This window comes from Pannus brasiliensis CCIBt3594, assembly GCF_036688125.1.
Lineage (GTDB): Bacteria > Cyanobacteriota > Cyanobacteriia > Cyanobacteriales > Microcystaceae > Pannus > Pannus brasiliensis.
In genome coordinates, this window is the sequence record NZ_JBAFSM010000001.1 from 190987 (window position 1) to 213565 (window position 22579).

The window sequence follows — 22579 nt, forward strand, 5'->3', positions numbered from 1 at the left end:
GGATTTCGACCTCGGGCTAAAATCCCGATTTTTCGGCGAAATACTGGCGAATATCGCTTATCCCGAACTGACGTTAGGCGAGAATTAAAACACGGGCAAAAAATCCCGAGCGTTACATTCGTGAACTCCCGCGAGCGTTGCGTCGGGAAGCGATTCCGAACGTTCCTATCGCGACCAAGCCCAGTATCATCGAGGGTTCCGGGATACTAGGCGCGGTGGGTCCGGTCGGTCCGGTGGGAGAAGTGGGCCCGGTCGGAGAAGTGGGAGACGTGGGAATAACGATGCCGAAATAAGGATTAGTACCGCTAGTCGGGGGAGGTGGGGGAGCGACCGGAGGGGGAAGCGGAGAAGAAGCGCTACCCAAACCGATCGGATTGAGAGCGCTGTCGAAAGAGCCGCTACCGATCGTCGCGATCGAGAAGGAAAAAGCGGTGATCCGGTCAAAGTTCAGAACGCCATTTCCCCCGCTGGCCGTCGCGTCCGAAAAAAGGAGCGAAAACGTTTGAGGGGTCGTCACACTAGCGGTAAAGTCCCGGCGTAACGTTCCCACCGTGTTGTCACTGTCGGTGAAATTCAACGTGAAAGCTAGGGTAGACGAGGAGGAGAGCAACAGGCTATCGAGGTCGAGCAGGATACGATCGGCCGCGCCCGCGACAGTAAAGTCCTTGGACGTGAAAGTTCCGTAATCGGTCAGCGCGTTCCCGAGAACCCCGTTGGTCGCGGTAAAAACGAATTGGTTGCTCGAAGAGTCCACGATCGCTTCGAGGGAGCGCGATTTTAGCCCGGCGGTTTTTGTCGCGGTAATGGTTCTCGTGACATTCCCGAGAAGGGCGCTAGAAATTTCGGTGGAGGCATCGGCGGAAACGCTAGAGGCAGGGGAAACAGTCCCTCTCACGCTCACTCCCCCATCGGAGGTAAAGGGATCGATCCACTGAATTAAATTGGCCGCACGAACGGGTGCGGCAGAAAAAGAAGCCATAGCGGACGATATTGTGGCGATCGTCCCCACGGTAATTCGATTTATTTGGCGCATTTTTTTACCGATTTACTCGTTTTAAATTATCAATTTTGAGATGGGCAATGTAGCGAATGTGCAACGATGATAACACGGGTAACACAAATTGTCGCAAATTTTATTATTTATTTATCTAGGGTAATAGATTTAAATTTTTTAATGATTTCATGACACGCGACCGGGAAGAACGCGCTCGGTAGAGGTCGATCGTTGGTCTCGCCGATCGCCCCTCGCTTTTCAGGGACGAGAAAGTTTTTCGGCTCGGGAAAAGAACGCGCCAGACCCGCGTTTTCTCCCTGTTTACCCCGATCCGGGGTCGTGGCAACGTCCGGCCTTTTCCCGTTTTACCTCGATCGATCTGTCAGGTATTCCTGATATTTTCAACGCGGGAACTCTCCTTTCTGTCCAGAGATTACCGCTCTTCTCGCGCTCGGATCGCTAATCGTTGTCTGGAGGGGTCGGAACTTGCTTTTCGAGACCGGATCTCGCGTTCTTTCCCGCTCGATCGAGGTCGTAAACGGATCAGGTAATAGCCGTTATTTTCCATTCTCTCGCTACAATATTCGCCTTCCGTTACCCGGCCGGAAGCGACAGGCAAACTCGATCGATCGTACAGGGTGAGAAAGACATAATAATCCTCCAGGATCGAGGGTTCGATTTCTAGTTCTAAGACTTGTCCCCCGTCCAATCGATCGTAGATAAACTCCGTATCCGGCGCGCCCACGGGTAAATATTCCCGTCGGACAAAATCTTCCCCCAGGGATTCCCGATATTTCAAAATCGTGTAAATATAATAGTGCAGTGCCAGATAAAACCCATTCTTTCGCCGAATTAAATCCCGACAAAAATCGTTGATATTTTCGGAAACAGTTATTACTTCCGCGAGGGGGGAACCGTCGATTTTAACCTCGGGGAAAACGATCGGGGGGGTTCGATCGTAATACCGTAACCCGATACTATACCGACCCGATTTCAAGGGGATCTCTATCCATTCTTCCAGCGAATCGATCTGATTAGAATCGAGATTGGTGATCGTCTCGTAGTCCGGAAAGCTATAGATCACCAAAATCCAGGATTTCGCCGAATTTTTTAAGGTGGGTAAATGAACGGCGATCGATTCTCTGACCGCGAAGGGACCGAGGGTTCCGATGATGGCGTGGGTGTTCCAGCGCGGGCCTTTGGTCATCAGGACGGGAACACTCAGGGGCGATCGAAGGGTTTCCTCGGATAGAATCCGCCATCGCGAGGCTTTTTCCCGATCTTTTATTAAATAGAGGGTGTAAAGATTACCGATCAGGAATTTCATCCCCTTGTAGAACAAAAAGGATAAAACCGCTAAAGGAATTTCTAGATATTTCATGAGACCTCGAAGGGCGATTGAAAATTTTTCGGGAGTGTTCGGGAGCCGGGAGGAAAAATCCAGAAAACAATACAGCAAACCCCTGAAAGAACTAAAACATTTTTAGAAATTGCGATTCCGGGGATTTGGTAATTGGCGTTCGGGAAGAAATCGATCGAACCCTCGATCGATTTATCGAACCGTTTGGCGGGATCGTGGCCGCTACAGGATTCGGACACGATCGCCTAACCCTTACACGCTACCCCCCTTACACGCTCCCGAAATTGACTATACTATGACCCGTATAATCAGGAAATTGAAGATTTCTCGCCCGTTACCTCCCGCCTTCCGTCTCCCGATCGAGGTATGATACAGAGTCGAGCTAGAGACAGGGAACTATGACGGATAAAATCGGGGTAGCGATCGTCGGGACGGGATTCGGTCAGAAAATCCATTTACCGGGATTTCAAGAACACCCGCGTACCGAAGTGGTCGCCGTTTACCACCGCGATCGAGACAAAGCGAGAGCGATCGCTGACGAACACGGAATCCCTCTCGCGAGCGACAATTTAACCGATATTCTGTCCTCTCCCGATGTCGATGTCGTCAGTATCTCCACGCCGCCGTTTTTGCACTACGAGATGGCGAAAATGACCCTAGAGGCGGGAAAACACCTTTTACTAGAAAAACCCCTCACGCTCAACGCCGGGGAAACTCGGGAACTATATCATCTATCCCGAGAGAGAAATCGGGTAGCGATCGCCGATTTCGAGTTCCGTTTCATTCCCGCGTGGCAACTCCTCGCCGAATATTTGCAACAGGGTTATGTCGGCGAGATCCGGCTGATTACCATCGATTGGTTAGTCGCCAGTCGCGCCGATAGCGATCGACCCTGGAACTGGTACGCGCGCGAGGAAATGGGAGGCGGCGCGTTAGGGGCGGTCGGTTCCCACGCTTTCGACTATATTTACTGGCTATTCGGCCCGATTCGGCGTTTATCCGCTCATTTAAGTTGTGCCATTCCCTACCGTCCCGATCCGTTAGAGGGGAACGTGTTAAAACCCGTCACCGCGGACGATACCTGCCTGATCACCTTGGAATTGAACGAGGGAACCCCCTGTCAACTGTCGATCAGTTCGGTCGCCCGCGCCGGTCGGGGACATTGGGTGGAAATATACGGGGATAAGGGAACGATCGTGCTAGGTAGCGATAATTTGAAGGACTACGTGCATGGTTTCCGACTGTTTGTAGCTCCCGCGGGGCAATCTCTCTCGGAAGTGGAGATCCCGAAACGGTTGGCTTTCCCGCGGGTGTTTACCGACGGCCGGTTAGCGCCCTTTATCCGGGTGGTCGATCGACTGGTAGAATCGATCGATCTCGGCGAATCCTTAACCCCCTCGCTACGAGAAGGCACTCACTCGCAATTATTAATGGATCTTAGCCACGAATCCCACCGGCGAGGTGTACGCGTGGATGTCCCGGATTTGGATGCGTTTTTACTGGGATAAGGTGCGTTAGCCCTTTTTTTGCAGAAAATTAAGCACTTGTCCGTAGTTTTCATCGGCGAGGACGGCGAAGGTATGTTCTCTATCTTCCCCGCTACCGATCGATTTCGAGCCAATCATCAGCGACCGTGAAGAGAGCGCGGGAAAGCTCACCCGATAAGCTCACGACAACGCTCGATTGTCAACCCTTGTCACAATTCTTCGCGATCGTCGAGAATGGAGATCGGGTGAGTTTTCTATTTCAGGAGTTAGGACGGCGATGACGGGAATGAAATCGATCGCTCGAAAAATCAAGCAGGATCTCAAAAACGACCTAATTGCGGGATTATTAGTCGTTATCCCCCTCGCGACAACGATATGGCTGAGTTACACCGTCGCGCTCTGGGCGATCGACTTTTTCACCAGCATCCCCAAACAGTTCAATCCTTTCGGAAATCTCGATCCCCTCACCGCGAACCTATTAAATATCGCCGTGGGTTTCAGCGTCCCCCTGTTGGCCATCTTATTGATCGGACTGATGGCGCGCAACATCGCCGGACGCTGGTTACTCGATACCGGGGAGAATATCGTCGCCTCGATCCCCCTCGCGGGAGCGATCTATAAAACCCTGCAACAAATCCTCGAAACCCTGTTCAAAGACTCGAAAAGTAAGTTTCGCCGGGTGGTCATGATAGAATATCCTCGTCAGGGGGTGTGGAGTATCGGCTTCGTCACGGGAACGATCGCTCCCTCCGTTCAAGCCAACCTCGCGAAACCATGCCTCAGCGTCTTCATCCCCACCACCCCCAATCCCACCTCCGGATGGTACGCGATCGTTCCGGAAGAGGAAGCCATCACCCTCGACCTCTCGATCGAGGACGCGTTTAAAATTTTAATCTCCGGAGGGATCGTCAGTCCCAACACCGCGCCCTCCCTACCGATCGATTTTTCCAAAACCCGTAGCGCCGCTAACGCCCCGCTCGTGGCGATCGACGATCCCGTGTAATCTTTCCACTCACCCGCGAATTGTTATGTCACCCCGTCAACAACCCCGTCGCGTCGCCCGCGAACTCGCCCTCCTGAGCCTCAGTCAGGTTAAAGGAAATCCCGAAAATCTGGACAAACAGACGTTAAACGACTTGATTCTAGCGGCGACGCGCACCCTGAACGCCGAAATTCAAGAGACCCTAGAAACTGCGGCCGCCGAGATCAGCCGGAGTAACGAACGCGTGCATTCTAGCGATCTCAAAGCTACCAATCTCAACAGCGCGCGGGCGATGGTACAGGAAGCCATTTCCCTCACCCACGACGCGATCAACCGGTTGGGTACGGTGATCGATCTACCGGAAGTAGTACAGTTATCGAGTCAGTACGAGGTGCGGGAATACGCGATCGAGTTAATCGGTACTGTCTTCCGTCGTCGGGTAGAGATCGAGCAAGAATTAACCGCGGCGTTAGTCGATTGGCAATTATCCCGTTTACCGAGGATCGATCGGGATATCCTGAGAATCGCCGTCGCGGAAATCAGTTATCTAGAAGTGCCGCGGAAAGTGGCCATCAACGAGGCGATCGAACTGGCGAAACGTTATTCCGACGAGGAAGGCTATCGATTTATCAACGGTGTCCTGCGTCGGGTGGTAGACAAACAGGAAAAACCGACGGCCGAAAGCGCGGGCGGCCGGGTATAAGCTCCGTCACGTTACAGAAAGAGCGAATGAAGCTAGGGAATCGATTCCTTAGCTTTATTTGTTTTTTAAGAGATTTCACCGATTGTCGAGATTGGAAAAGCCGAGGTAGCGATCGCCGCGAATGCCCGGAAACCAACGGGTGATCCCAATTCTGGAAAGGTTGGCTATAGACCGGACGCGAGACTCGCACCCTAGGGAATTCGGGATTTCGAGCCATCGTCTAATTTTCCAGAATCGGTATTGCAAGCCGGACGCTAGGGGAAAAGTTTTCGCCGGTCGTTTTGGCTTCCCTCCGAAAATCTACCTCCTACCTCCTACCTCCTGCCTTCCCGGACGAAGGTGACGGTACAATCACGTACTTAGTGCGGGAAATCACGTACAATCTTTCCGAAATCCATTACAGTAATTCTTAACTAAACCTCACTAGGCTCCTCTGGAAACTTATGACAACGATGGAGATGACCCTCACGGAACACGGGAAGAACCGATCGAAAGAACCCCGGAGATCGTTCGCGGTAACGCTCGATCGCCTGGAATATTTAATCGCTCGGGGGCTAGTAACCTGGGATTCGGTTAAAAACGATGCCTTGGTTCCCGATCCCGACGCGCTCGTCGATCGATTATCCCGAGAGCGCGAAAAATTCGAGCGTTTGGAGATTACCGGTTTTATGACGAGCGGCCGATTCGTCATCGAAGGGGTGAGAATTCAAGCGAAAAACGCCTTCCCGGAATGTATCTACGGGCTTTCCCGCGAACTCCTATCGAGCAAGCAACCGAGCGAGTTCACGTTTAAAAATAACGCGCTCAGTATCCGTTGGGCTTGATCGATCGAGAGAGATGTTCTAGTCTCCGAAAAAATACTTAGAGCGCGGTTCGCGTGATTTCCGCGGTTCTTTCTAATCCATCGTTAACGGATCGACATCGATCGCCAGACTGACCGATCGGGGAACGAGAGATTTCAACGATTGTAAACGCTCGACGATCGATCGATTCTCCGCCGGAAATTTCAGGAGAATCTGCCATCGGTAGCGACTCGCGACCCTCTGTACCATCGCGGGGGAGGGACCGAGAATCTCGCAATCCGTCCCCAACACCTCGATACACGCGTCGGCTAAAACTTCCGCGCTTTTCTGTACCTCTTCCCCGTCTAATCCGCTCAAACGAAGCAGAATTAACCGTCCGTGGGGAGGATAGAACAAAGTTTCCCGCTGTTCTAACTCCGCCTCGACAAAGCCCTCGTAATCGTGAGTTTGCACCGCGCGAATAACCGGGTGTTCCGGGGTGTAGGTTTGCACGATCGCCCGGCCCGGTACTTCCCCCCGTCCCGCGCGTCCGACCACCTGGGTCAGCGTTTGAAAGGCGCGTTCGGCGGCCCGATAATCGGAGTGATACAGGAGTCCGTCCGCGGCCATCACCCCGACTAACGTGACTCGATCGATATCCAGTCCCTTCGTTAACATTTGCGTTCCCACCAATACATCCGCCTCCCCGCTCGCGAACTGGCGTAATAGCTCCCGCGAGGCGTTTTTTCGGCTGGTGGTGTCGCTATCGAAACGGATACAACGTAAATCGGGAAATTCTTCGCTTAAATCTCTCTCCACCCGCTGGGTTCCCGTACCGAAAAATTTGAAATAGGGGGAACTACATTCCGGACACGAACGCGGTTGTAGACGGCTATAGTTGCAGTAGTGACAGCGTAACAGTTCCGCCGCGCCAGAGCGCGTGTAGTGATAGGAAAGAGAAACATCACAGTGGGGACACTCGGCCACGTAGCCGCAACTCCGACAGGAAACGAAGGTACTATGACCGCGACGACTGACGAAAAGAATCGCCTGCTCTCCGCGTTCGCGCAGATTTTCTAAAGACTTTCGTAGAGAACGGCTGAATAGCGATCGATTGCCGCTTTGCAGTTCCCGACGCATATCGACGATCTCCACCGGGGGAAGGGGGCGATTTTGAATTCGATCGGGAAGAGAAAGGTAACTATCGGGATTTTCTACCGCTTTTAACCAACTTTCGAGGGAAGGGGTCGCGGAACCGAGAAGTAACGGACAATCTTCCAATTCGGCGCGCCATTCGGCCACGGTTCGCGCGTGATACGCGGGTAAGCGTTGCGTCTGTTTAAAACTAGAATCGTGTTCCTCGTCGAGAATAATCATCCCGAGACGGGGTAACGGGGCGAAAACCGCCGATCGGGTGCCGATGACGACCTGTGCCTCTCCCGCGAGCATCTGTCGCCAGGTATCGTAGCGTTCCCCGTCCGATAGCGCGCTGTGATAGACACACACCCGATCGCCGAACCGGGCCGCGAATCGATCGGTTAACTGGGGAGTCAGACCGATTTCCGGGACGAGAACCAGCGCGGAACGGCCGGATTCTAAAATAGGGGCGATCGCCTGCAAGTAAATCTCGGTTTTTCCCGATCCCGTCACACCGTGTAGTAGGGCTTGTTGTCCCCCGGTTAAACTTTGAATTTTTTCCAGGGCGATCGATTGCGCGGGGGTGAGGGATTTCGCGGTGTCTCTCGGTACGATCGACGAGGATAAACGCAGTCTTTCCCGCTCTTCTACCACCACGTAGCCTTTTTTTTCGAGAGAGCGGATACTATCGGTTTCCGCCAATTTGATGAGATCGGTTTTCCAAAGTTCCCCACCGTACTGCCGGAGAATCCCGAGCGTTTTACTTTGTTTTTCATTGAGATCGGCGGGGAAATGGTCGATCAGGAGAGTGACAATAAGCTGTAATTCCGGCTTGACCGTTTTCGGTTCTTCTAGGTAACTTTCCGCCCATCCCCGTTTAATTAGGTCTTTAATGCCCCGATCGACCGCCGCCCCGCTTTTGATCTGTTGCTTGATATGTCGGATCGAGTAATCGCCCTCCGACTGCGATCGCAGGAGTTTTAACACTCTTCGGGTATTCAACGGACACAATTCCTCGGCTCCAGGGGGAATCTCTCCTGGTTTGAGCCGTAAACGGCGCAGAGATTGTTCTAAAAGACCGGGAGGAAGGGCGATCCGGATCGCGGTCATTAAATCCGTCGCGTAATAGCGCGCCACCCGTTGGAGGAGTTCCCAGTAGCGATCGCTAAAAAATCCCGTGGCGATAATCCGGTTAACGGGGCGGACACGAGCGGGATCGAGAGTTTCCGGCAATCGATCGAGCGTTCGGATGGCGATCCCCCCGAACACCTCCGAGCGGATGGGAACGCTGAGGATATCGCCGGCGCGGATCGGTAATCCTTCGGGAATTCGGTAGGTTAAGAAGCGTTGTTCGTCTTCCCCGTCCGGTCGCGATCCGGGGAGATCGAGCAGTACCTCCACGTAGCGATCGATCGACTCGGTGAGGTGATAGGGGGTTGAGGGTTCGGCGACCGCGAGGGTCGGGGATCGATCGAGCATGGGAAACCGGCGCGGCGAGGGGGCGTTCCCTTATTTTACTTTCGAGAGCGGACGGAAAGGATCGCCGGTACCCGATGTCGCGAAAGACGATACTTTTCATCGATTTTTTTCAATGTCCGATTTCTGCCGAACGCGGATTCTCTCCGAACACCTCGCGAGCGCCGGCATTCCTTCGGGAACCCCCGATCGCCCGCGTCGCGCCTATCTTTCTCGCGATTGTTCCGCGGTAATCATTAAGAAACGTGATCGCTCCCGGACAATTTCTCATCTCTTTGGATACAGTGTATATGTGGTCTTTCTATAACCCTCTAGAGCGAGAAGAAATCGGCTTCTCGAATCGGTGAATTCTGTAACACTACACACAGATACTCTCGATCGGGAAGGAAAAAGAGAATCCATTAATTAAGAAAAGATTTAAAAAATTCCTTTCCAGAAAATTCGATGCAACAATCAGCCCATCGGGAAATTCTGTTTTTTCCCCGCCCTGATTCTTATCGCTCGATCTATCTCAACAATAATCGCTTATGAAAATCGCTAAACTCCCCCCCGATGACAGTTTGAGCCAACCGGTCGCTCTAGAGGGAGGCAATACCTTAGAGTTAGAAAGTACCGATTTGAGCGAGCGAATCGACGAAGAGCTATCGGAGGCGATCGAGCGAGCGCGGTCGGGAGCCTCGGCCGGATATAGTAAAACCGATAGCGACGATACGGTCGGGGCGTTTTTTAAGGAAATGGCGCGCTATCCCCTGCTCAAACCCGATGAAGAGGTGGCCCTGGCCCAATCGGTCAAGTTCCTCATGGACGCGGAACAGGCCCGCCAGCAATTGCAGGAGAAGTTACAACGTCCCCCCACGAAAACGGAATGGGCGATCGCCTTACAGTTAGAGAACGAGCGTCAGTTAGAAAACCGTCTCTATCGCGGTCGCACGGCGAAACGGAAAATGATCCGCTCGAATTTACGTCTGGTCGTCTCGATCGCCAAACGCTATTTAAATCGGGGCGTTCCTTTCCTGGATCTGATTCAAGAAGGAGCGATCGGCCTCAACCGAGCGGCGGAAAAATTCGACCCCAATAAAGGCTATAAATTCTCGACCTACGCGTATTGGTGGATACGTCAGGCGATCACCCGCACCATCGCCAACGATGCCCGCACCATCCGTTTACCGATTCATATCGTCGAGAAGTTAAATAAACTCAAAAAAGCCCAACGCGTTCTCAAACAGCAATTACAACGCAACCCCAACGAACGGGAACTGGCGCGGGAACTGGAAATGACCCCCGACCAGTTGCGTCAATTGTTACAACTTCGCCGTCAATCGCTCTCGTTAAATCATCGCGTCGGCAAGGGGGAAGATACGGAATTAGTCGATCTTTTAGAGGACGACGATCTGCAACTACCCGAAGATAGAATGAACGAGATGATGATGCGTCAGGAAATCTTCGCGGTTTTGAGTGACGTTCTCACCGAACGGGAAAAAGACGTGATCTCCCTCCGCTACGGGTTAGCTACCAGCCAACCCTATACCCTGGAGGAAGTCGGCGGAATGTTCAATCTCTCGCGCGAACGCGTGCGCCAGATCCAGAGTAAAGCGATGCGAAAATTACGCCGCCCGCAGGTCGCCCGCCGTCTCAAAGGATGGTTAACGTAAAGGCTCGATCGAGTGTACTCGGTTCTCCTCTCTCTCCCGGCCGTTGGAGAGTTTTTTTTTGGGAGGCAATCCGGAGGCAGGAGGCAGGAGGCAGGAGGTGAGAGAGGGAAAAGGTGAAAAGATTAAGAAATCCCTTTTCCCTTTTCCCTTTTCCCTTTGCCCTTTTCCCTTTTCCCTTTGCCCTTTTCCCTTTTCCCCTTCCCCTTTTCCCTTTTCCCCTTCCCCTATTCCCCGAAAAATCTCCCCATCTCCCCACTTCAAACCATGCACGAAGATCACTGGTTACTCGATCGATCGATCGATTTTCTCAATCACGGTTCCTACGGCGCGACCCCGCGGGTGGTTCTAGAATACCAGCAAAAACTGCGGGAAAGAATGGAAAGTCAGCCCCTCGCTTTTCTAGGACGGGATTTAGAGGGATTACTCGATAAGGCGCGCGAGGGATTGGCGGAATTCGTCGGGGTGAACGCGGACGATCTGGTATCCGTACCGAACGCGACCACCGCGGTCAACGCCGTTTTACGTTCCCTCTCCCGCGAAACCGGTGACGAGATTTTAATCACCGACCAAACCTATAACGCGTGTCGCAACGCGGTGGAATACGTGGCCGGACAACACGGGATCACGGTAATCGTCGCTAACGTTCCTTTTCCCCTGCAATCTCCCGAACAGATTACCGAAGCGATTCTGGCGAAAGTTTCCCCGCGGACGAAATTGGTTTTACTCGATCACGTTCCCAGCGTGACGGCGCTAATCTGGCCCGTCGCGGAGATCGTTAGAGAACTCAACCGTTTAGGGATCGATACCCTCATCGATGGCGCTCACGCGTTGGGTTTTTTGCCCCTGGACGTGGGTTCGATCGCCCCGACGTATTACACCGCGAACTGTCATAAATGGCTGTGTAGCCCCAAAGGAGCCGCTTTTCTCTACGTCCGGCCCGATCGCCAGGCCGCGATCCGTCCCGTCACCATCAGCCACGGCGCGAACTCCCCGAGGCTCGATCGATCCCGTTTCCAGTTAGAATTCGGCTGGATGGGAACCGACGATCCCACGGCGTATCTATCGGTTCCGAGAGCGATCGAATTTCTCGAATCCCTCTACCCCGGCGGCTTACCCGAACTCTGGCAGAGAAATCACGAGGTAATCCTACAAGCGAGAGAAATTATCTGTAACGCGCTACAGGTAGAAATTCCCTGTCCCGACGAAATGATCGGTTCGATGGCTTCTATTCCAGTACCACAAAGTCAGGTAAACGGCGAAAAATTGTATCAAAAATTAATCAACGAATATTCGATCGAAGTACCGATCATGCCCTGGGGCGAGGGAAAATTCGTCGTTCGGATCTGCGCCCACGCGTATAATTCGATCGACCAGTACGAGCGTTTAGCCGAATGTTTACGAGAATTGGAGAATTGGAGATAGGGAGATGGGAAAAAAGCGATCAGCCGTCAGCCGTCAGCTAGATCTCTCTTTAGATAGTAGCCAAGGCGGAAAAACTCGCTCTTTGAAAGCTGATAGCTGATAGCTAAAAGCCTCCTGCCTCCTGCCGACCGCCTCCTACCGACTGCCTCCAACCCGAAACCCTATACCTCATCTAAGTGAGAAAGACTGTAAACAATCCACAGACTTAGCGCGCTACCTTTTTTCGCTCCTGTCCATTTTTTTCACATTAATTTACGAACGCCTTCTTCAACTAATCCCCGATCAAGCAGATGTTGCCACTCAAAAAACTTTTCAATCAACGCGAACAGCAACCACCGAGTAGTGAAACAGATCCCTCTATAAAATCCAGGGGAGATGTTGGTAAAAAAGACCCTTATCAGGAGTCTAAGGAAGATATTCGTAAAAAAAAATGGGAAGAAAAAGTTCGTGTAAGAGCTTATGAGATTTGGGAAAAACGGGGACAAAAAGGTTCTTCAGAAGAAAATTGGGATATTGCGATTAAAGAAATTAAGCGAGAGAGACTTACTCAATTCATCTCTGATTTTGGAAAATGGACTGGTTTTGGAGAGAAAAAATTATGGGATTTTATACAGTTATTAATTGTTCCTATTATTCTTGGATTGGCTACATGGGGATTGAGCGAATTTGGTAAACAGCGAGAGCGAGACTTGGCTCAAGATAAAGCAAGGCAAGACACGCTGATAACTTACTTAGACCAAATGTCAAAGCTATTAAGCGATGGTTTGCGAAAAGCTAAAACAGATGATAATAAATTTATTATTGGCCAAGCAAAAACGGTTATAGCTCTACGTTCTTTGGATACAGACAGGCAAAGTCTCGTATTTCAGTTTTTACAGGCATCTAAACTGGATTCTTTAAACAACGATCGAGGAATTTTGTATGAAGCGCGCTTAGAGCGAATCGACCTCGGAGAGGCTAACATCGAAGGGGCTAACCTCAAAAGGGCTCACCTCGAAGGGGCTACGCTCAAAGGGGCTAACCTCTTTGGGGCGGACCTTTTGGGGGCTCGCCTCGAAGGGGCTCACCTCGAAAGGGCTAACCTCGAAAGGACTCACCTCGAAAGGGCTCACCTCGAAGGGGCTAACCTCGCCGGGGCTAACCTCGAAGGGTCTAACCTCGTCGGGGCTAACCTCGAAGGGGCTAACCTCGAAGGGGCTAACCTTAACCTCGAAAAAGTCAAAAGCTTAACACTTGCACAGGTTAAATCTGCCTGCGATTGGGAAGACGCGATATATACTGAAGCCAATTGGTCACAGAATCAGGGTATTTGGGTAGCTAAGAATTCTACAGCAAATCAACAGATAATCGAGAAATTAAAACAAGATAAGGCTTCAGATCCCAAAACACCAGTAAATTGCCGTTATTAAAAGGAATTGTCCAACAAAGCCGTTTTTAAATCGGTTCAGAAAACCAAAAAGCTAGTAAACCAGAAAATCAGAAAACTGGTAAACCAGATAACTGAAGACTCGATCGGGTTTCCCGATCGCCGCCCGGACGAGCGTCGATCGATCCCGGAAACGAACACTCCCCCGACTAATCGAAAATTACCCGATAGCCGTTATTCTGCCAAAATTGTTCTTTTAAAGCGATTGTAATACCAATTTTTCAAAATCCTGCAAGAGTTAGTTGTTTTGTACGTTCCGAACCCCTTGATTAGAGCTTCCTAGAGCCACGGATGTATCGCGCGATTAAAGAAAATTGGTATAATGTATTCTTCCCATAAAATACCCCGCTCGATCAAAATCTCACCCAATCGCTTCGATTCTTTTTTTTGAAGATCGAGGACGTGCTGTAATTGCTCGGAAGAGATAACTCGGTGTTTAATCAAAATTTCGCCCGACCGCATGAGAGTCTATTCGGTATCGTGTATCTAGAGGTCTGTCTATCTTAAATTGACGGGTTGAGACCGGCGGGGAGAACAGGAAGAGCGGAGGCAGATTTCACCGTCACAAACATTCCCCGTTCCCCGTTCCCCGTTCCCCGTTTTCCGTCAAAATTAGCTTGACACAGCACTACTTTTAATTGATTGATCTTTCCCCTTTCCCCTTTCCTCCTGCCTCCTCCCTAATACCGCCGCGGTTCTCCCAACAGAACGATCGAACCCGTTAACCCCTTCAATACCCGTGTCGTTACCTCGCTGACTCCCAATCCCCCCGCGGTACGGTAGCGAACCGATCGCAGGACGGTGAGATCGTGATTTTTCGCCTCGTGGACGATCGCCCCGGACACGTTATCGTCGGCCACGACGCGGATACTCGCGTTCGCCGGCAGGGAACTTTTGGCCAGAAATCGGGAGAGTTGAAACTTGAACACGTCCAATTTTTGCGGGGAAACATAGCGATCGTGAACGTGGAGGATCACCACCGACGCGCGATCGCCGGCCAGAATCCGAGCGAACTGGATCGCCGCTAAAGTGGACTCGCTTAAATTGCCCGCGGGAACGAGGATCGATCGGAACTCGATCGGACTACTCAACAATCTCGTCACCGCGACCGGACAATGGGACGACCAGAACACGCTATCGATAATGCTACCGAAAACGCGGGCGCGGATTCTCCAAGGATCGCCCCATCCCATCACCACTAAACTCGCGTTCTGTTCGCGACTGGCACGACTGATCGCGAGCGCCACCTGATCGTCGATCCGGGCGATCGGCGTGGTTTTTACGCCGAAACTCTCGCTAATCGCCACGGCTTCCCGCAATCTCCGGTCACAATCCGCCAAAGCGGTTATTAAGTTCGGATCGTCCATGTGAACGTGAGCGATCGCCACCGATAGGGGAACGATTCTCCCCCCCTCGTGACTCGCTAACAGCGCGGCCATCTCGATTAGATAGCGCTGGCTGTTGGGGTTATAGATCGGCACGACGACGGTAAAGGGATGATCGTCCGCTTCTTGCCAGACCGTGAACGAGCGATCGTCGCTCTCGTCCGCTTTCGGTAACGGTAGACGGGGCGCGAATCTGGCCGTGATCATCGGGCCGGCGATCGAGGTGACGAGCATTAAAACGATGACGCTGTTTAACACCTCCTCGCCGATTAGCCTTTCTCCCGCGGGGTTCACCGTCTCGTAAGCCACCAGCGCGGCCGCTAGGGTGGCGGCTACCTGTGGCAGAGATAGCGACCACATCGTTAATAATTCATCCCGGTTGTAGCGGTAGAGCAGTTTGGCGAAAAACGCGGCGAGAAATTTACTGCCGATTAACGCGACGACGATCGCCAGGGTGAGGGCGATCGAGGATAGGGTTTTTATAAAAGCGGGAATATTGATTAATAGCCCCATATCCACGAAGAAGCAGGGGATAAATAATACGCTACCCACGAATTCAACTTTTTCCTTGACCGGACTACGACCGAGAACGTCATTGACCGCCAACCCCGCCAGGAACGCGCCGACGATTTTCTCGACCCCGATCACCTGCGCGCCGACGGACGCGAGAAAGAGGGCGAGGAGAATGAAGAGAAATTGATTGCTCTGTTCGTCTCCAGAGCGACGGAAGAACTCTTTTCCCGCTCGATCGAATCCCACCAGAATCACCAGCGAGTAGAGGGCTAATCCGACGAGGAGGGTTACTAACTTCCCGGCGGTAAAATCCCCCCCGTGAATGCCCGCGCAGACCGCGAGAACCAATAACGCGCCGGTGTCGGTGAAGATCGTCGCGCCGATCGTCACGGTCACGGCCTCGTTCGTTACCACTCCCAAACGACTGACGATCGGGTACGCGAGTAGGGTATGGGAAGCGAGGAGAGAACCGATCAGAACCGACGCATTCCAACCGAAATTAAACATTCGCCCGACGAGAATGCCGGCGATCATCGGCACGAGAAAGGTGAGAGAACCGAATCCGATCGAGCGATTTCTCGTTTGTCGGAATTGAGCGAGATCGATCTCCAATCCCGCCACGAACATTAAATAAACCTTGCCGATATCGGAGAGTAATTTAATCGTGTCCGTTTCGGGATTTAATAGTTTTAAAGCGTTTGGCCCGAGAATCACGCCCGCCAACAATAAGCCCACCAATCCGGGCAATTTTAGACGCTCGAATATCGGCGGGATCGTGAAAATTACCGCTAAAAGAACGGTAAAGGTAATGATAGGACTATCGAATGACAAGAAAAACTCCTAGGATTACTTGTTATAAATCACTCAAGAATATTTTATAAATTGATTGAAATTATAGCAAAATTCTTTGCAAAAATCAAGCGATATTCGAGAGTAATACCGATTCCGTGAAAACTGGCTACAGACCGGGAGAGGAGACCTCGCCCCCACGAGAATCAATACTCCCGACTGTAGTTTCGGTTTCCAGAATCGGTATAATCGGTAATTTTTAGAGTTCACCGCTCTCGTGTCGCGAAGCTAACGGCTGATAGCGGATAGGTGACGGCTCTCGATCGCCATTCTAGGGAGAACTCCCGCTACCGGAACCGGTTCCGCTCCCGCTCGAACCGCTAGAGGTTCCCGACGTGCCGGATGTACCGCTCGATCCCGATGTCCCGGATGTACCGCTCGTTCCCGACGTGCCGGATGTACCGCTCGATCCCGATGTATCGTAGTTGCCGGTCGTTCCCGATGTGCCGTAGTTGCCGGATGTGCCGGTCGTTCCCGATAAACCCGATGTGCCGGTCGTTCCCGTCGTTCCCGATGTGCCGGATGTGCCGCTCGATCCCGATGAAGGGGTCGTGGTACTGGAATTGGGGACGGTGATATTCACGTCCGGGGCGCTCGATCCGGGTCGCGAGATCGGAACCTCGCGGGTTCTCTCGATAATCGTGGTCTGATTCGGGGGTTGTTGACCGGTTTGCGGGGAGGGAGAGTTTTGGGGAACGGGGACGTAGACGGGCGTTACCGTTTCTCTAGGACGGCTGGTGTACCAGAGGAGTCCGCCGATCGCCGCGACGAGAGCCGGCAATAGCAAACCCAACAGAACGCCACGACTCACATTCGCGCTATCCCGCTCGCGTAACTCTTCCCGATAAGGATCTCTCTCGACGGCGCGCTCGGGAACGTAGCCGCTCGGGTAATCCGGGCGATCGACCCGGCGATCGGTTCCCACGTTTCGGTTCGCGGAATGATCCGGGTTAACGAACTCGGGTAATCGCTCGCCATAGATCTCTCGATCGTTCGGATCGTTATTGTTAAAGTTCGTCATGGTAAATCCTATATTTTCGATAAAAGGCGGGAGGCGGGAGGGAAAAACCCGTTAGAAATGCCGATGGATTTTTCCGAACTCTTCAGCTTGAAGCCGATCGCCGTACTCTAGCTCGGAGGAACCAGACCCTACCTCGTGGAAGGAAACGGATAAAAACAGTAATTTCATCTTTATTTTTGAGAGTAATCGCTAATAAACGATTTCCGCGTCCCCCGATCGATAGTTCCTTTTCCCTCCCCCGGAGAGAAAAAAATCGGGCCGGTGAGTGCCGGCCCGATTCGCGAAACCTAAATCGGTTTAATCACCCCGATCGCCCCGCCGAACGCCGCCGCGATCGCGGAGACGAGGGCGATGAAAAATAACCACCAAGCCGCTTTCGTGGCCGCCTCGCGGGTTTCTTCCATCTGTTCGCGGGCTTCCCGTTTCACCTGTTCCAGCCGGTGTTGGGTCTGTTCTTGAAGGCGTTCCGCTTTTCGCAGGATACGATCGCGCGTTCCCTCGATCCCGGCGATAATCCGTTCGGCCTGCGCGGGGGAAATATCCTCGCGGGAACTCAAGAGCGCGATCAGCGTATCCCGATCGATGTGGGAGAAACGATCCCGGAGCGCGGTGAAACCCGCCCCCGGATCGTCGAACAGTCGCCGGATATCGTCGCGGATGCCCTCGTAATTCAGTTCGGGACGCTCTAAACTGTTGAGATAATCGCGAATCCGGGCGAATAACGCCTCGATCGCCCGTTGAACACCGCGTTGCATTCCTTGCAGTCTTTCGAGGAACCGCTCGCGGACGACCATCATCTCGTCGATAATGCGGTTCACGTCCTTCTCGTCGATATCCTGACGTTGGGAGAGGAGCGCGACCAGGGTATCGCGATCGAAGTGCGACAGTCGTTCCTGGAGATTTTCCACCCCCGCGCGGGGATCGTTCAACAGTAGGGTTAAATCCCGTTGAATGCCTTCCGGGTTCAGTTCCGATCGGTGGGTAGAACGGAGGTACTCGGCGATCGAGTCGCGGAAGTTGCGGGCCTCCTCGGTGGCGCGTCGGGCCAGCCGTCGCGGGGTGCGGGCGAAAACGCGCAGATTTTCCTGTATCGCGTCGATCGTTTGATTAACCTGCTCCTCGTTGAGATCCTGCCGTTGGCTCAGGAGTTTTACCAGGGTATCGCGATCGACGCGTCCGAGACGTTGCCGGATAGCGGAGCTTCCCGCGCGGGGATCGGCGAGCAGGAGGTTCAGGTCGCGTTTGATGCCTTCCGGGTTCAGTTCCGCTTTCCCGGTGCCACGCAGGTAATCCTCGATCGATCCCATGATCCGATCGTACTGTTCCTGTACCCGTCCGGTGAGTTGGCGACCGGTCACGCGGGCCCGAATCCAGTTTTTTTCCACCTCATCGACGATATTTTCCGCTTCCTCGTCGGTGAGATCCGATCGCTGACTCAACAGCAAGATCGGACGATCCCGATCGAAATCCTCCGAACCGCGGGTTTCCTGTAAAATCGTTCCCAATTCCCGGCGCATCGCGTCGGCGTTGAGATTGTCTTTCCCCGTTCCCCGGAGATAATTTTCCAAATTCGTCCAGCGTTCCTCGATTTTCGTCTGGCGCTCGATCTGGCGAGCGCGAGCCTGTTCGAGCAGATTATTGAGGATCTGTTCGAGTTGCAGGACGATCGCGGCGCTCTCTTCGGGGGTGAGATCTTCCCGGCCGGCCAGCAGTCGTTCGAGGAGGGGACGATTCAGGGGCGCGAAACGGACGAGAATCGTGTCGAGATCCGCGGCAGTATCCTCGATCAACCCGCGGAAGTTCAGACCGAGAATTTCCGAATTGGTTAATTCCTCCTTCGGGGTCGTTAATAGATAATTTTCCACCTCCGCTAACATATCCATCGCGATTTCCTGCTCTCGGGCCTCTCGGGCTACCGATAGCACTTCCAGACGCACCTCGTTTAACAGATCGGCGGTACGTCGGATCTCCTCGCGGGTTAACAGTCCCTTACGTTCGAGGATTCCCCGGAAATCGGCGCGGGTGACGCGTTCGAGTTCTTGGAGTACCTGTTCCGGATCTGCCTCGCGATCGTACAGTAGATTCCGGAACTCCCGACGCAGGATCGCGGGTTGCATCTGCCAGGAATAGGCGCTTTCGAGATAATGCTCGATGTCGGTTTTAATCGGGTTGTAGGAAGGTTCCGAACTCACCGTATCGACGATTTTCTCGGTTCCCTCGCCGAGTTTTTCCTTCGCTTTATGAAACTGACCGACGATTTTTTCCAGGTCCAGATCGGAAAGATCCGTCCGTCCCAGGATCAGACCGATCAGACCGTTTAAACCGAGGGCGAGGGGGCCGGACATTCCGGGGCCGCCGTCCGGTTGTTTCGATCGGGCGATAAAATCGTCGAGCTTCCGACCGAAATCGCTTCCCAACAGTTGATCGCGGGTGGCGGATTTCAGGTAATCGATAAAACTATCCGGTTTACTCGTTTTCTGGCGTTCTTTAACCGTTTTTTGCCAGACAGATTCCAGTTGATCCGCGAGACGTTCCACCTCCCGTTTGGAGAGGTCGGAGCGATCGCCGATCAGGTCGATAAAGGTCTGGCGATCGAGTCGGGGAACCTCGCCGCTCTCGATCGCCTCCCGGATGCCCGGTTCGGTGAGCATGGCCTCGAAATCGGAGCGAATCCGATTCCAATCCATCTGCGGGGGGCGGATCATCTCGATATAGTCCTGCACACTCTCCCGCAGACTCACGGGGTCGATCGCGCTACCGATCTCGCGACGGACGGCGGCGGCGGCGGCTTCCGCGGTGGCGACCACCTGACGGTTCACGGCTCTCCCTCCCAACAGCGCGCCGACACTGGAAACGAGGGTTTGAAAGCCCGCGGTGGCGGTATTCACCAGCGATCCCAACAGGGAACCGACGGTACTGGAACTAAACCACACCAGGATCACGAAATAGGTCGCCCAGATGACCAGGCCGACGATCGCGCCCAGGGTGGGGGAAACCAGCAGGCTCAATTTCGCGGCGAAGAAACTGGCGAAAAACAGGGAAACGGTAACGCTCACGAGCGTGGCTACCCCGACCACCGGGCCGGTCTGCTCGTGACTCTCGCCGTGGCGGGGGGATTCGCGGTGTTTTCTACCGGAATCTTTCCCCATCAGGGACATCCAGGCGGCCAGACCGAAGTTGGTCAGCAGTAGCCCGAAAGCGAAGGCGAGTAATACCCCCGCGATCAGGGCCGTGAAGAATTGCGGGCCGCTGAAGACGAGAGCGGCATTTTCGGCGGCGACCCGATCGCCTCGCGTGCCGTCGAGGATTTGGGCTAACAGGGGAATAGGGGGATGGATGAACATTGTTTTTTCTAGGAATTTTTTATAGGGTCCGCGCGCGGGCGGATAGGGGCGGGAATCGACTTTCTTCACCCCGCTACTGACAAGTTCTCGTTAATAGTTTCGTAAATATATGTCGTTGAGTTCATCCATCCCAAGTGCTGGAGTTATCCGAACTGAACGCTTTTCCTTTCCCCCGATCGACGGAGAGAGCGATCGAATTTTTTCCTACCGGATGAGGGTGCGAGGGGATCGATCGAGCCGGTTAACTATTAGAGATAAGATCCGCGATCTATTGGAAAATCATGCGTAAAATTAATATCGGACTGACGGAAGAACAACTACAAGGCGTGAACGAGTTGTTAAATCAAGATTTAGCGGACGCGTACCTCCTCCTGATTAAAACCAAAAAATATCATTGGGATGTGGTCGGCCCGCAATTTTTATCCCTACATAAACTGTGGGAAGAACATTATGAAATTCTCACGGAAAATATCGATAGTTACGCCGAGCGGGTACGGGCGTTAGGAGGGTATCCGGTAGCGACGGCGCGGGGATTTTTAGAGCGGGCGACGTTGAAAGAAAATCCCGATCGCCTGCCTCTAGCGACCGATATGGTCGCGCGATTGGTAGACGATCACGAACAGATCATCCGGAATTTACGCGAGCATATCGATCGATGCTCGGAAGAATATCACGATCAGGGAACGGCGGACTTTTTAACCGGTTTCATGGAACAACACGAGGAAATGGCCTGGATGCTCCGTTCCTTTATCGAGGGACAAGCGATCCAACCGGATCAACAAGCGCCCGCCGCCGACGGTAATAAAGTTCCCGTGGGCGTTTAATTCCTCGGAAAAATTTTTTCCCGATCGATACTTTCCCCCTCTTTCCGGTTCCCGAAAGAGGGTTCCCCATAGATCGATCCCGTTCCCGTCGCGAGTCTCGATTTTCCCGAGATTGGCGACGGGAATATTAATTTTCGTAAAACCCGCGTAAAATCTATAATTTCGCGAGAAGTAAAGGATAGGAGAACTAGAATTCGGATGAGCGACCCCGCTCTCCCTTTTCTCCTTCCACTCCTTACTCCCTCGTGAATATGAACCCGATTACCCGTCAAAAACGCTTTTTTTCGGCTCTCTCGGCCGTTTCTTTCGCTTCTTTCCTGTTGGTAGCCCCGTTGACGAAACCGGCGCGCGCGGACGATCTAACCGAGGCGATGGAGAGCGTCCTGCAATACACGGCCGAATTACACGATATTCAGTTCCGCTATCAATTGAGCGATCGACCGATCTTAACTCCTTGCGGGGTCATTTCCCTAGCCGCTTTCTGTACTGTCGATAACACGGTGTACGTGAACGTGACGGAAGTAAACCGTACCAGCGCGAACCCCCTCTTTCCCCTCTACGCCGTCGCCCACGAATCGGCGCACGCGATTCAATGGAATCGGGGTATCGGCGGCATGAACACGGGGGGAATGACGATCGGCATCGAGTTACACGCGGATTGTCTGGCCGGGGATACGCTCTCGTGGATACTCTCGCGAGCGCGAACGCTTTCCAAGGAGGAATACGTGATGGCGGGAAATTTTCTGGCTAGGGCGGCCGCGGAAGTGGGAGACTTCGAGACTCCCGATAAGTCCCACGGTACCCCACAACAGCGATCGGACGCGGTGTTACAGGGATTCTACGGCGAGAATCACGAAGCCTGTTCTCGTTAGACCTCCACGCGGAATTCACAACTTGTCATGTAGTTAGGGAGTCAGGAGTCAGGAGTCAGGAGGAAGAATCAAGAATTTTATAGACAAGAATTTCGATAAAAACCTATTTATCTTGTAAAATCCCTGTTTTTGAAGTTTTTAGTCTTTCAAAAACAAATAGTGCAAGAGGTCTAGGAATTTCGGGAATTTCGATCGACTCTCCGGCAAACGTGAAAATTATTCGTAAATTTTCACCTAAAAAGTTAAGATTTAAGGTTTGTTGCGAGAAAATAGACATTTTATCGAATTTGGCTACTTTTATCGTCTATTTACTTCTCCGAACTCCGAACTCCGAACTCCTGACTCCTGGC

Annotated in this window: 15 protein-coding genes; 9 read left to right on the forward strand and 6 right to left on the reverse strand. The window is 52.8% G+C overall.

Annotated elements, in window-relative coordinates:
- Positions 1-112 precede the first annotated feature (112 nt).
- Positions 113-979 (reverse strand): PEP-CTERM sorting domain-containing protein, encoded by an 867-nt coding sequence (locus V0288_RS01025; protein WP_332863134.1) that lies wholly within the window; start codon positions 977-979, stop codon positions 113-115.
- Between the two features lie 448 nt (positions 980-1427).
- Positions 1428-2375 carry a DUF6208 family protein gene (locus V0288_RS01030; protein ID WP_332863135.1) on the reverse strand — a complete coding sequence of 316 codons (948 nt, stop codon included), beginning with the start codon at positions 2373-2375 and terminating at the stop codon, positions 1428-1430.
- Positions 2376-2752: 377 nt separating this feature from the next.
- Between V0288_RS01030 and V0288_RS01035 the strand changes: the two genes are divergently transcribed.
- The 4 genes from V0288_RS01035 (at position 2753) to V0288_RS01050 (ending at position 6350) form a co-directional block, all read left to right on the forward strand.
- Positions 2753-3862, forward strand: a complete 1110-nt coding sequence (locus tag V0288_RS01035; RefSeq protein ID WP_332863136.1) for a Gfo/Idh/MocA family protein — start codon at positions 2753-2755, stop codon at positions 3860-3862.
- A gap of 256 nt (positions 3863-4118) precedes the next feature.
- Positions 4119-4844, forward strand: coding sequence for a DUF502 domain-containing protein (locus tag V0288_RS01040; protein WP_332863137.1), 726 nt, complete (start codon positions 4119-4121; stop codon positions 4842-4844).
- Positions 4845-4869: 25 nt separating this feature from the next.
- Entirely contained in the window at positions 4870-5526 is a 657-nt protein-coding gene (gene nusB / locus V0288_RS01045; protein WP_332863138.1) for a transcription antitermination factor NusB, read from the forward strand.
- A gap of 443 nt (positions 5527-5969) precedes the next feature.
- Positions 5970-6350 carry a hypothetical protein gene (locus tag V0288_RS01050; RefSeq protein ID WP_332863139.1) on the forward strand — a complete coding sequence of 127 codons (381 nt, stop codon included), beginning with the start codon at positions 5970-5972 and terminating at the stop codon, positions 6348-6350.
- 72 nt (positions 6351-6422) lie between these two features.
- Here V0288_RS01050 and priA read toward each other — a convergent pair whose 3' ends face one another.
- The gene (gene priA, locus V0288_RS01055; protein ID WP_332863140.1) at positions 6423-8924 is read right to left on the reverse strand and encodes a primosomal protein N'; all 2502 of its coding nucleotides are present in this window, start codon (positions 8922-8924) and stop codon (positions 6423-6425) included.
- Between the two features lie 524 nt (positions 8925-9448).
- Between priA and V0288_RS01060 the strand changes: the two genes are divergently transcribed.
- From V0288_RS01060 to V0288_RS01070, 3 genes are all read left to right on the forward strand, one after another.
- Positions 9449-10573, forward strand: a complete 1125-nt coding sequence (locus V0288_RS01060; protein WP_332863141.1) for an RNA polymerase sigma factor, RpoD/SigA family — start codon at positions 9449-9451, stop codon at positions 10571-10573.
- A 264-nt stretch (positions 10574-10837) separates the two neighbouring features.
- Positions 10838-11995 carry an aminotransferase class V-fold PLP-dependent enzyme gene (locus tag V0288_RS01065; protein WP_332863142.1) on the forward strand — a complete coding sequence of 386 codons (1158 nt, stop codon included), beginning with the start codon at positions 10838-10840 and terminating at the stop codon, positions 11993-11995.
- A gap of 290 nt (positions 11996-12285) precedes the next feature.
- The gene (locus V0288_RS01070) at positions 12286-13404 is read left to right on the forward strand and encodes a pentapeptide repeat-containing protein (RefSeq protein WP_332863143.1); all 1119 of its coding nucleotides are present in this window, start codon (positions 12286-12288) and stop codon (positions 13402-13404) included.
- Positions 13405-14101: 697 nt separating this feature from the next.
- On the opposite strand, the gene V0288_RS01075 is transcribed toward V0288_RS01070, so the two are convergent.
- The 3 genes from V0288_RS01075 to V0288_RS01085 form a co-directional block, all read right to left on the reverse strand.
- Positions 14102-16150: a cation:proton antiporter domain-containing protein gene (locus V0288_RS01075; RefSeq protein WP_332863144.1), complete on the reverse strand. Its 2049-nt coding sequence runs from the start codon at positions 16148-16150 to the stop codon at positions 14102-14104.
- A 289-nt stretch (positions 16151-16439) separates the two neighbouring features.
- Positions 16440-17189 (reverse strand): hypothetical protein, encoded by a 750-nt coding sequence (locus V0288_RS01080; RefSeq protein WP_332863145.1) that lies wholly within the window; start codon positions 17187-17189, stop codon positions 16440-16442.
- Between the two features lie 287 nt (positions 17190-17476).
- Positions 17477-20533, reverse strand: coding sequence for an MFS transporter (locus V0288_RS01085; RefSeq protein ID WP_332863146.1), 3057 nt, complete (start codon positions 20531-20533; stop codon positions 17477-17479).
- 281 nt (positions 20534-20814) lie between these two features.
- Between V0288_RS01085 and V0288_RS01090 the strand changes: the two genes are divergently transcribed.
- Both V0288_RS01090 and V0288_RS01095 read left to right on the forward strand, forming a co-directional pair.
- Entirely contained in the window at positions 20815-21357 is a 543-nt protein-coding gene (locus V0288_RS01090) for a Dps family protein (protein WP_332863147.1), read from the forward strand.
- Between the two features lie 251 nt (positions 21358-21608).
- Positions 21609-22229 (forward strand): neutral zinc metallopeptidase, encoded by a 621-nt coding sequence (locus tag V0288_RS01095; RefSeq protein WP_332863148.1) that lies wholly within the window; start codon positions 21609-21611, stop codon positions 22227-22229.
- Positions 22230-22579: the final 350 nt, after the last annotated feature.

What these genes read in the sequence shown, in the direction of transcription:
- V0288_RS01090 (WP_332863147.1), top strand. Translation starts at nt 20,815, where the DNA reads ATGCGTAAAATTAATATCGGACTGACGGAAGAACAACTACAAGGCGTG.
- V0288_RS01085 (WP_332863146.1), bottom strand. Translation starts at nt 20,533, where the DNA reads ATGTTCATCCATCCCCCTATTCCCCTGTTAGCCCAAATCCTCGACGGC.
- V0288_RS01050 (WP_332863139.1), top strand. Translation starts at nt 5,970, where the DNA reads ATGACAACGATGGAGATGACCCTCACGGAACACGGGAAGAACCGATCG.
- V0288_RS01070 (WP_332863143.1), top strand. Translation starts at nt 12,286, where the DNA reads ATGTTGCCACTCAAAAAACTTTTCAATCAACGCGAACAGCAACCACCG.
- V0288_RS01025 (WP_332863134.1), bottom strand. Translation starts at nt 979, where the DNA reads ATGGCTTCTTTTTCTGCCGCACCCGTTCGTGCGGCCAATTTAATTCAG.
- V0288_RS01065 (WP_332863142.1), top strand. Translation starts at nt 10,838, where the DNA reads ATGCACGAAGATCACTGGTTACTCGATCGATCGATCGATTTTCTCAAT.
- nusB (WP_332863138.1), top strand. Translation starts at nt 4,870, where the DNA reads ATGTCACCCCGTCAACAACCCCGTCGCGTCGCCCGCGAACTCGCCCTC.
- V0288_RS01095 (WP_332863148.1), top strand. Translation starts at nt 21,609, where the DNA reads ATGAACCCGATTACCCGTCAAAAACGCTTTTTTTCGGCTCTCTCGGCC.
- V0288_RS01035 (WP_332863136.1), top strand. Translation starts at nt 2,753, where the DNA reads ATGACGGATAAAATCGGGGTAGCGATCGTCGGGACGGGATTCGGTCAG.
- priA (WP_332863140.1), bottom strand. Translation starts at nt 8,924, where the DNA reads ATGCTCGATCGATCCCCGACCCTCGCGGTCGCCGAACCCTCAACCCCC.
- V0288_RS01040 (WP_332863137.1), top strand. Translation starts at nt 4,119, where the DNA reads ATGACGGGAATGAAATCGATCGCTCGAAAAATCAAGCAGGATCTCAAA.
- V0288_RS01060 (WP_332863141.1), top strand. Translation starts at nt 9,449, where the DNA reads ATGAAAATCGCTAAACTCCCCCCCGATGACAGTTTGAGCCAACCGGTC.
- V0288_RS01030 (WP_332863135.1), bottom strand. Translation starts at nt 2,375, where the DNA reads ATGAAATATCTAGAAATTCCTTTAGCGGTTTTATCCTTTTTGTTCTAC.
- V0288_RS01080 (WP_332863145.1), bottom strand. Translation starts at nt 17,189, where the DNA reads ATGACGAACTTTAACAATAACGATCCGAACGATCGAGAGATCTATGGC.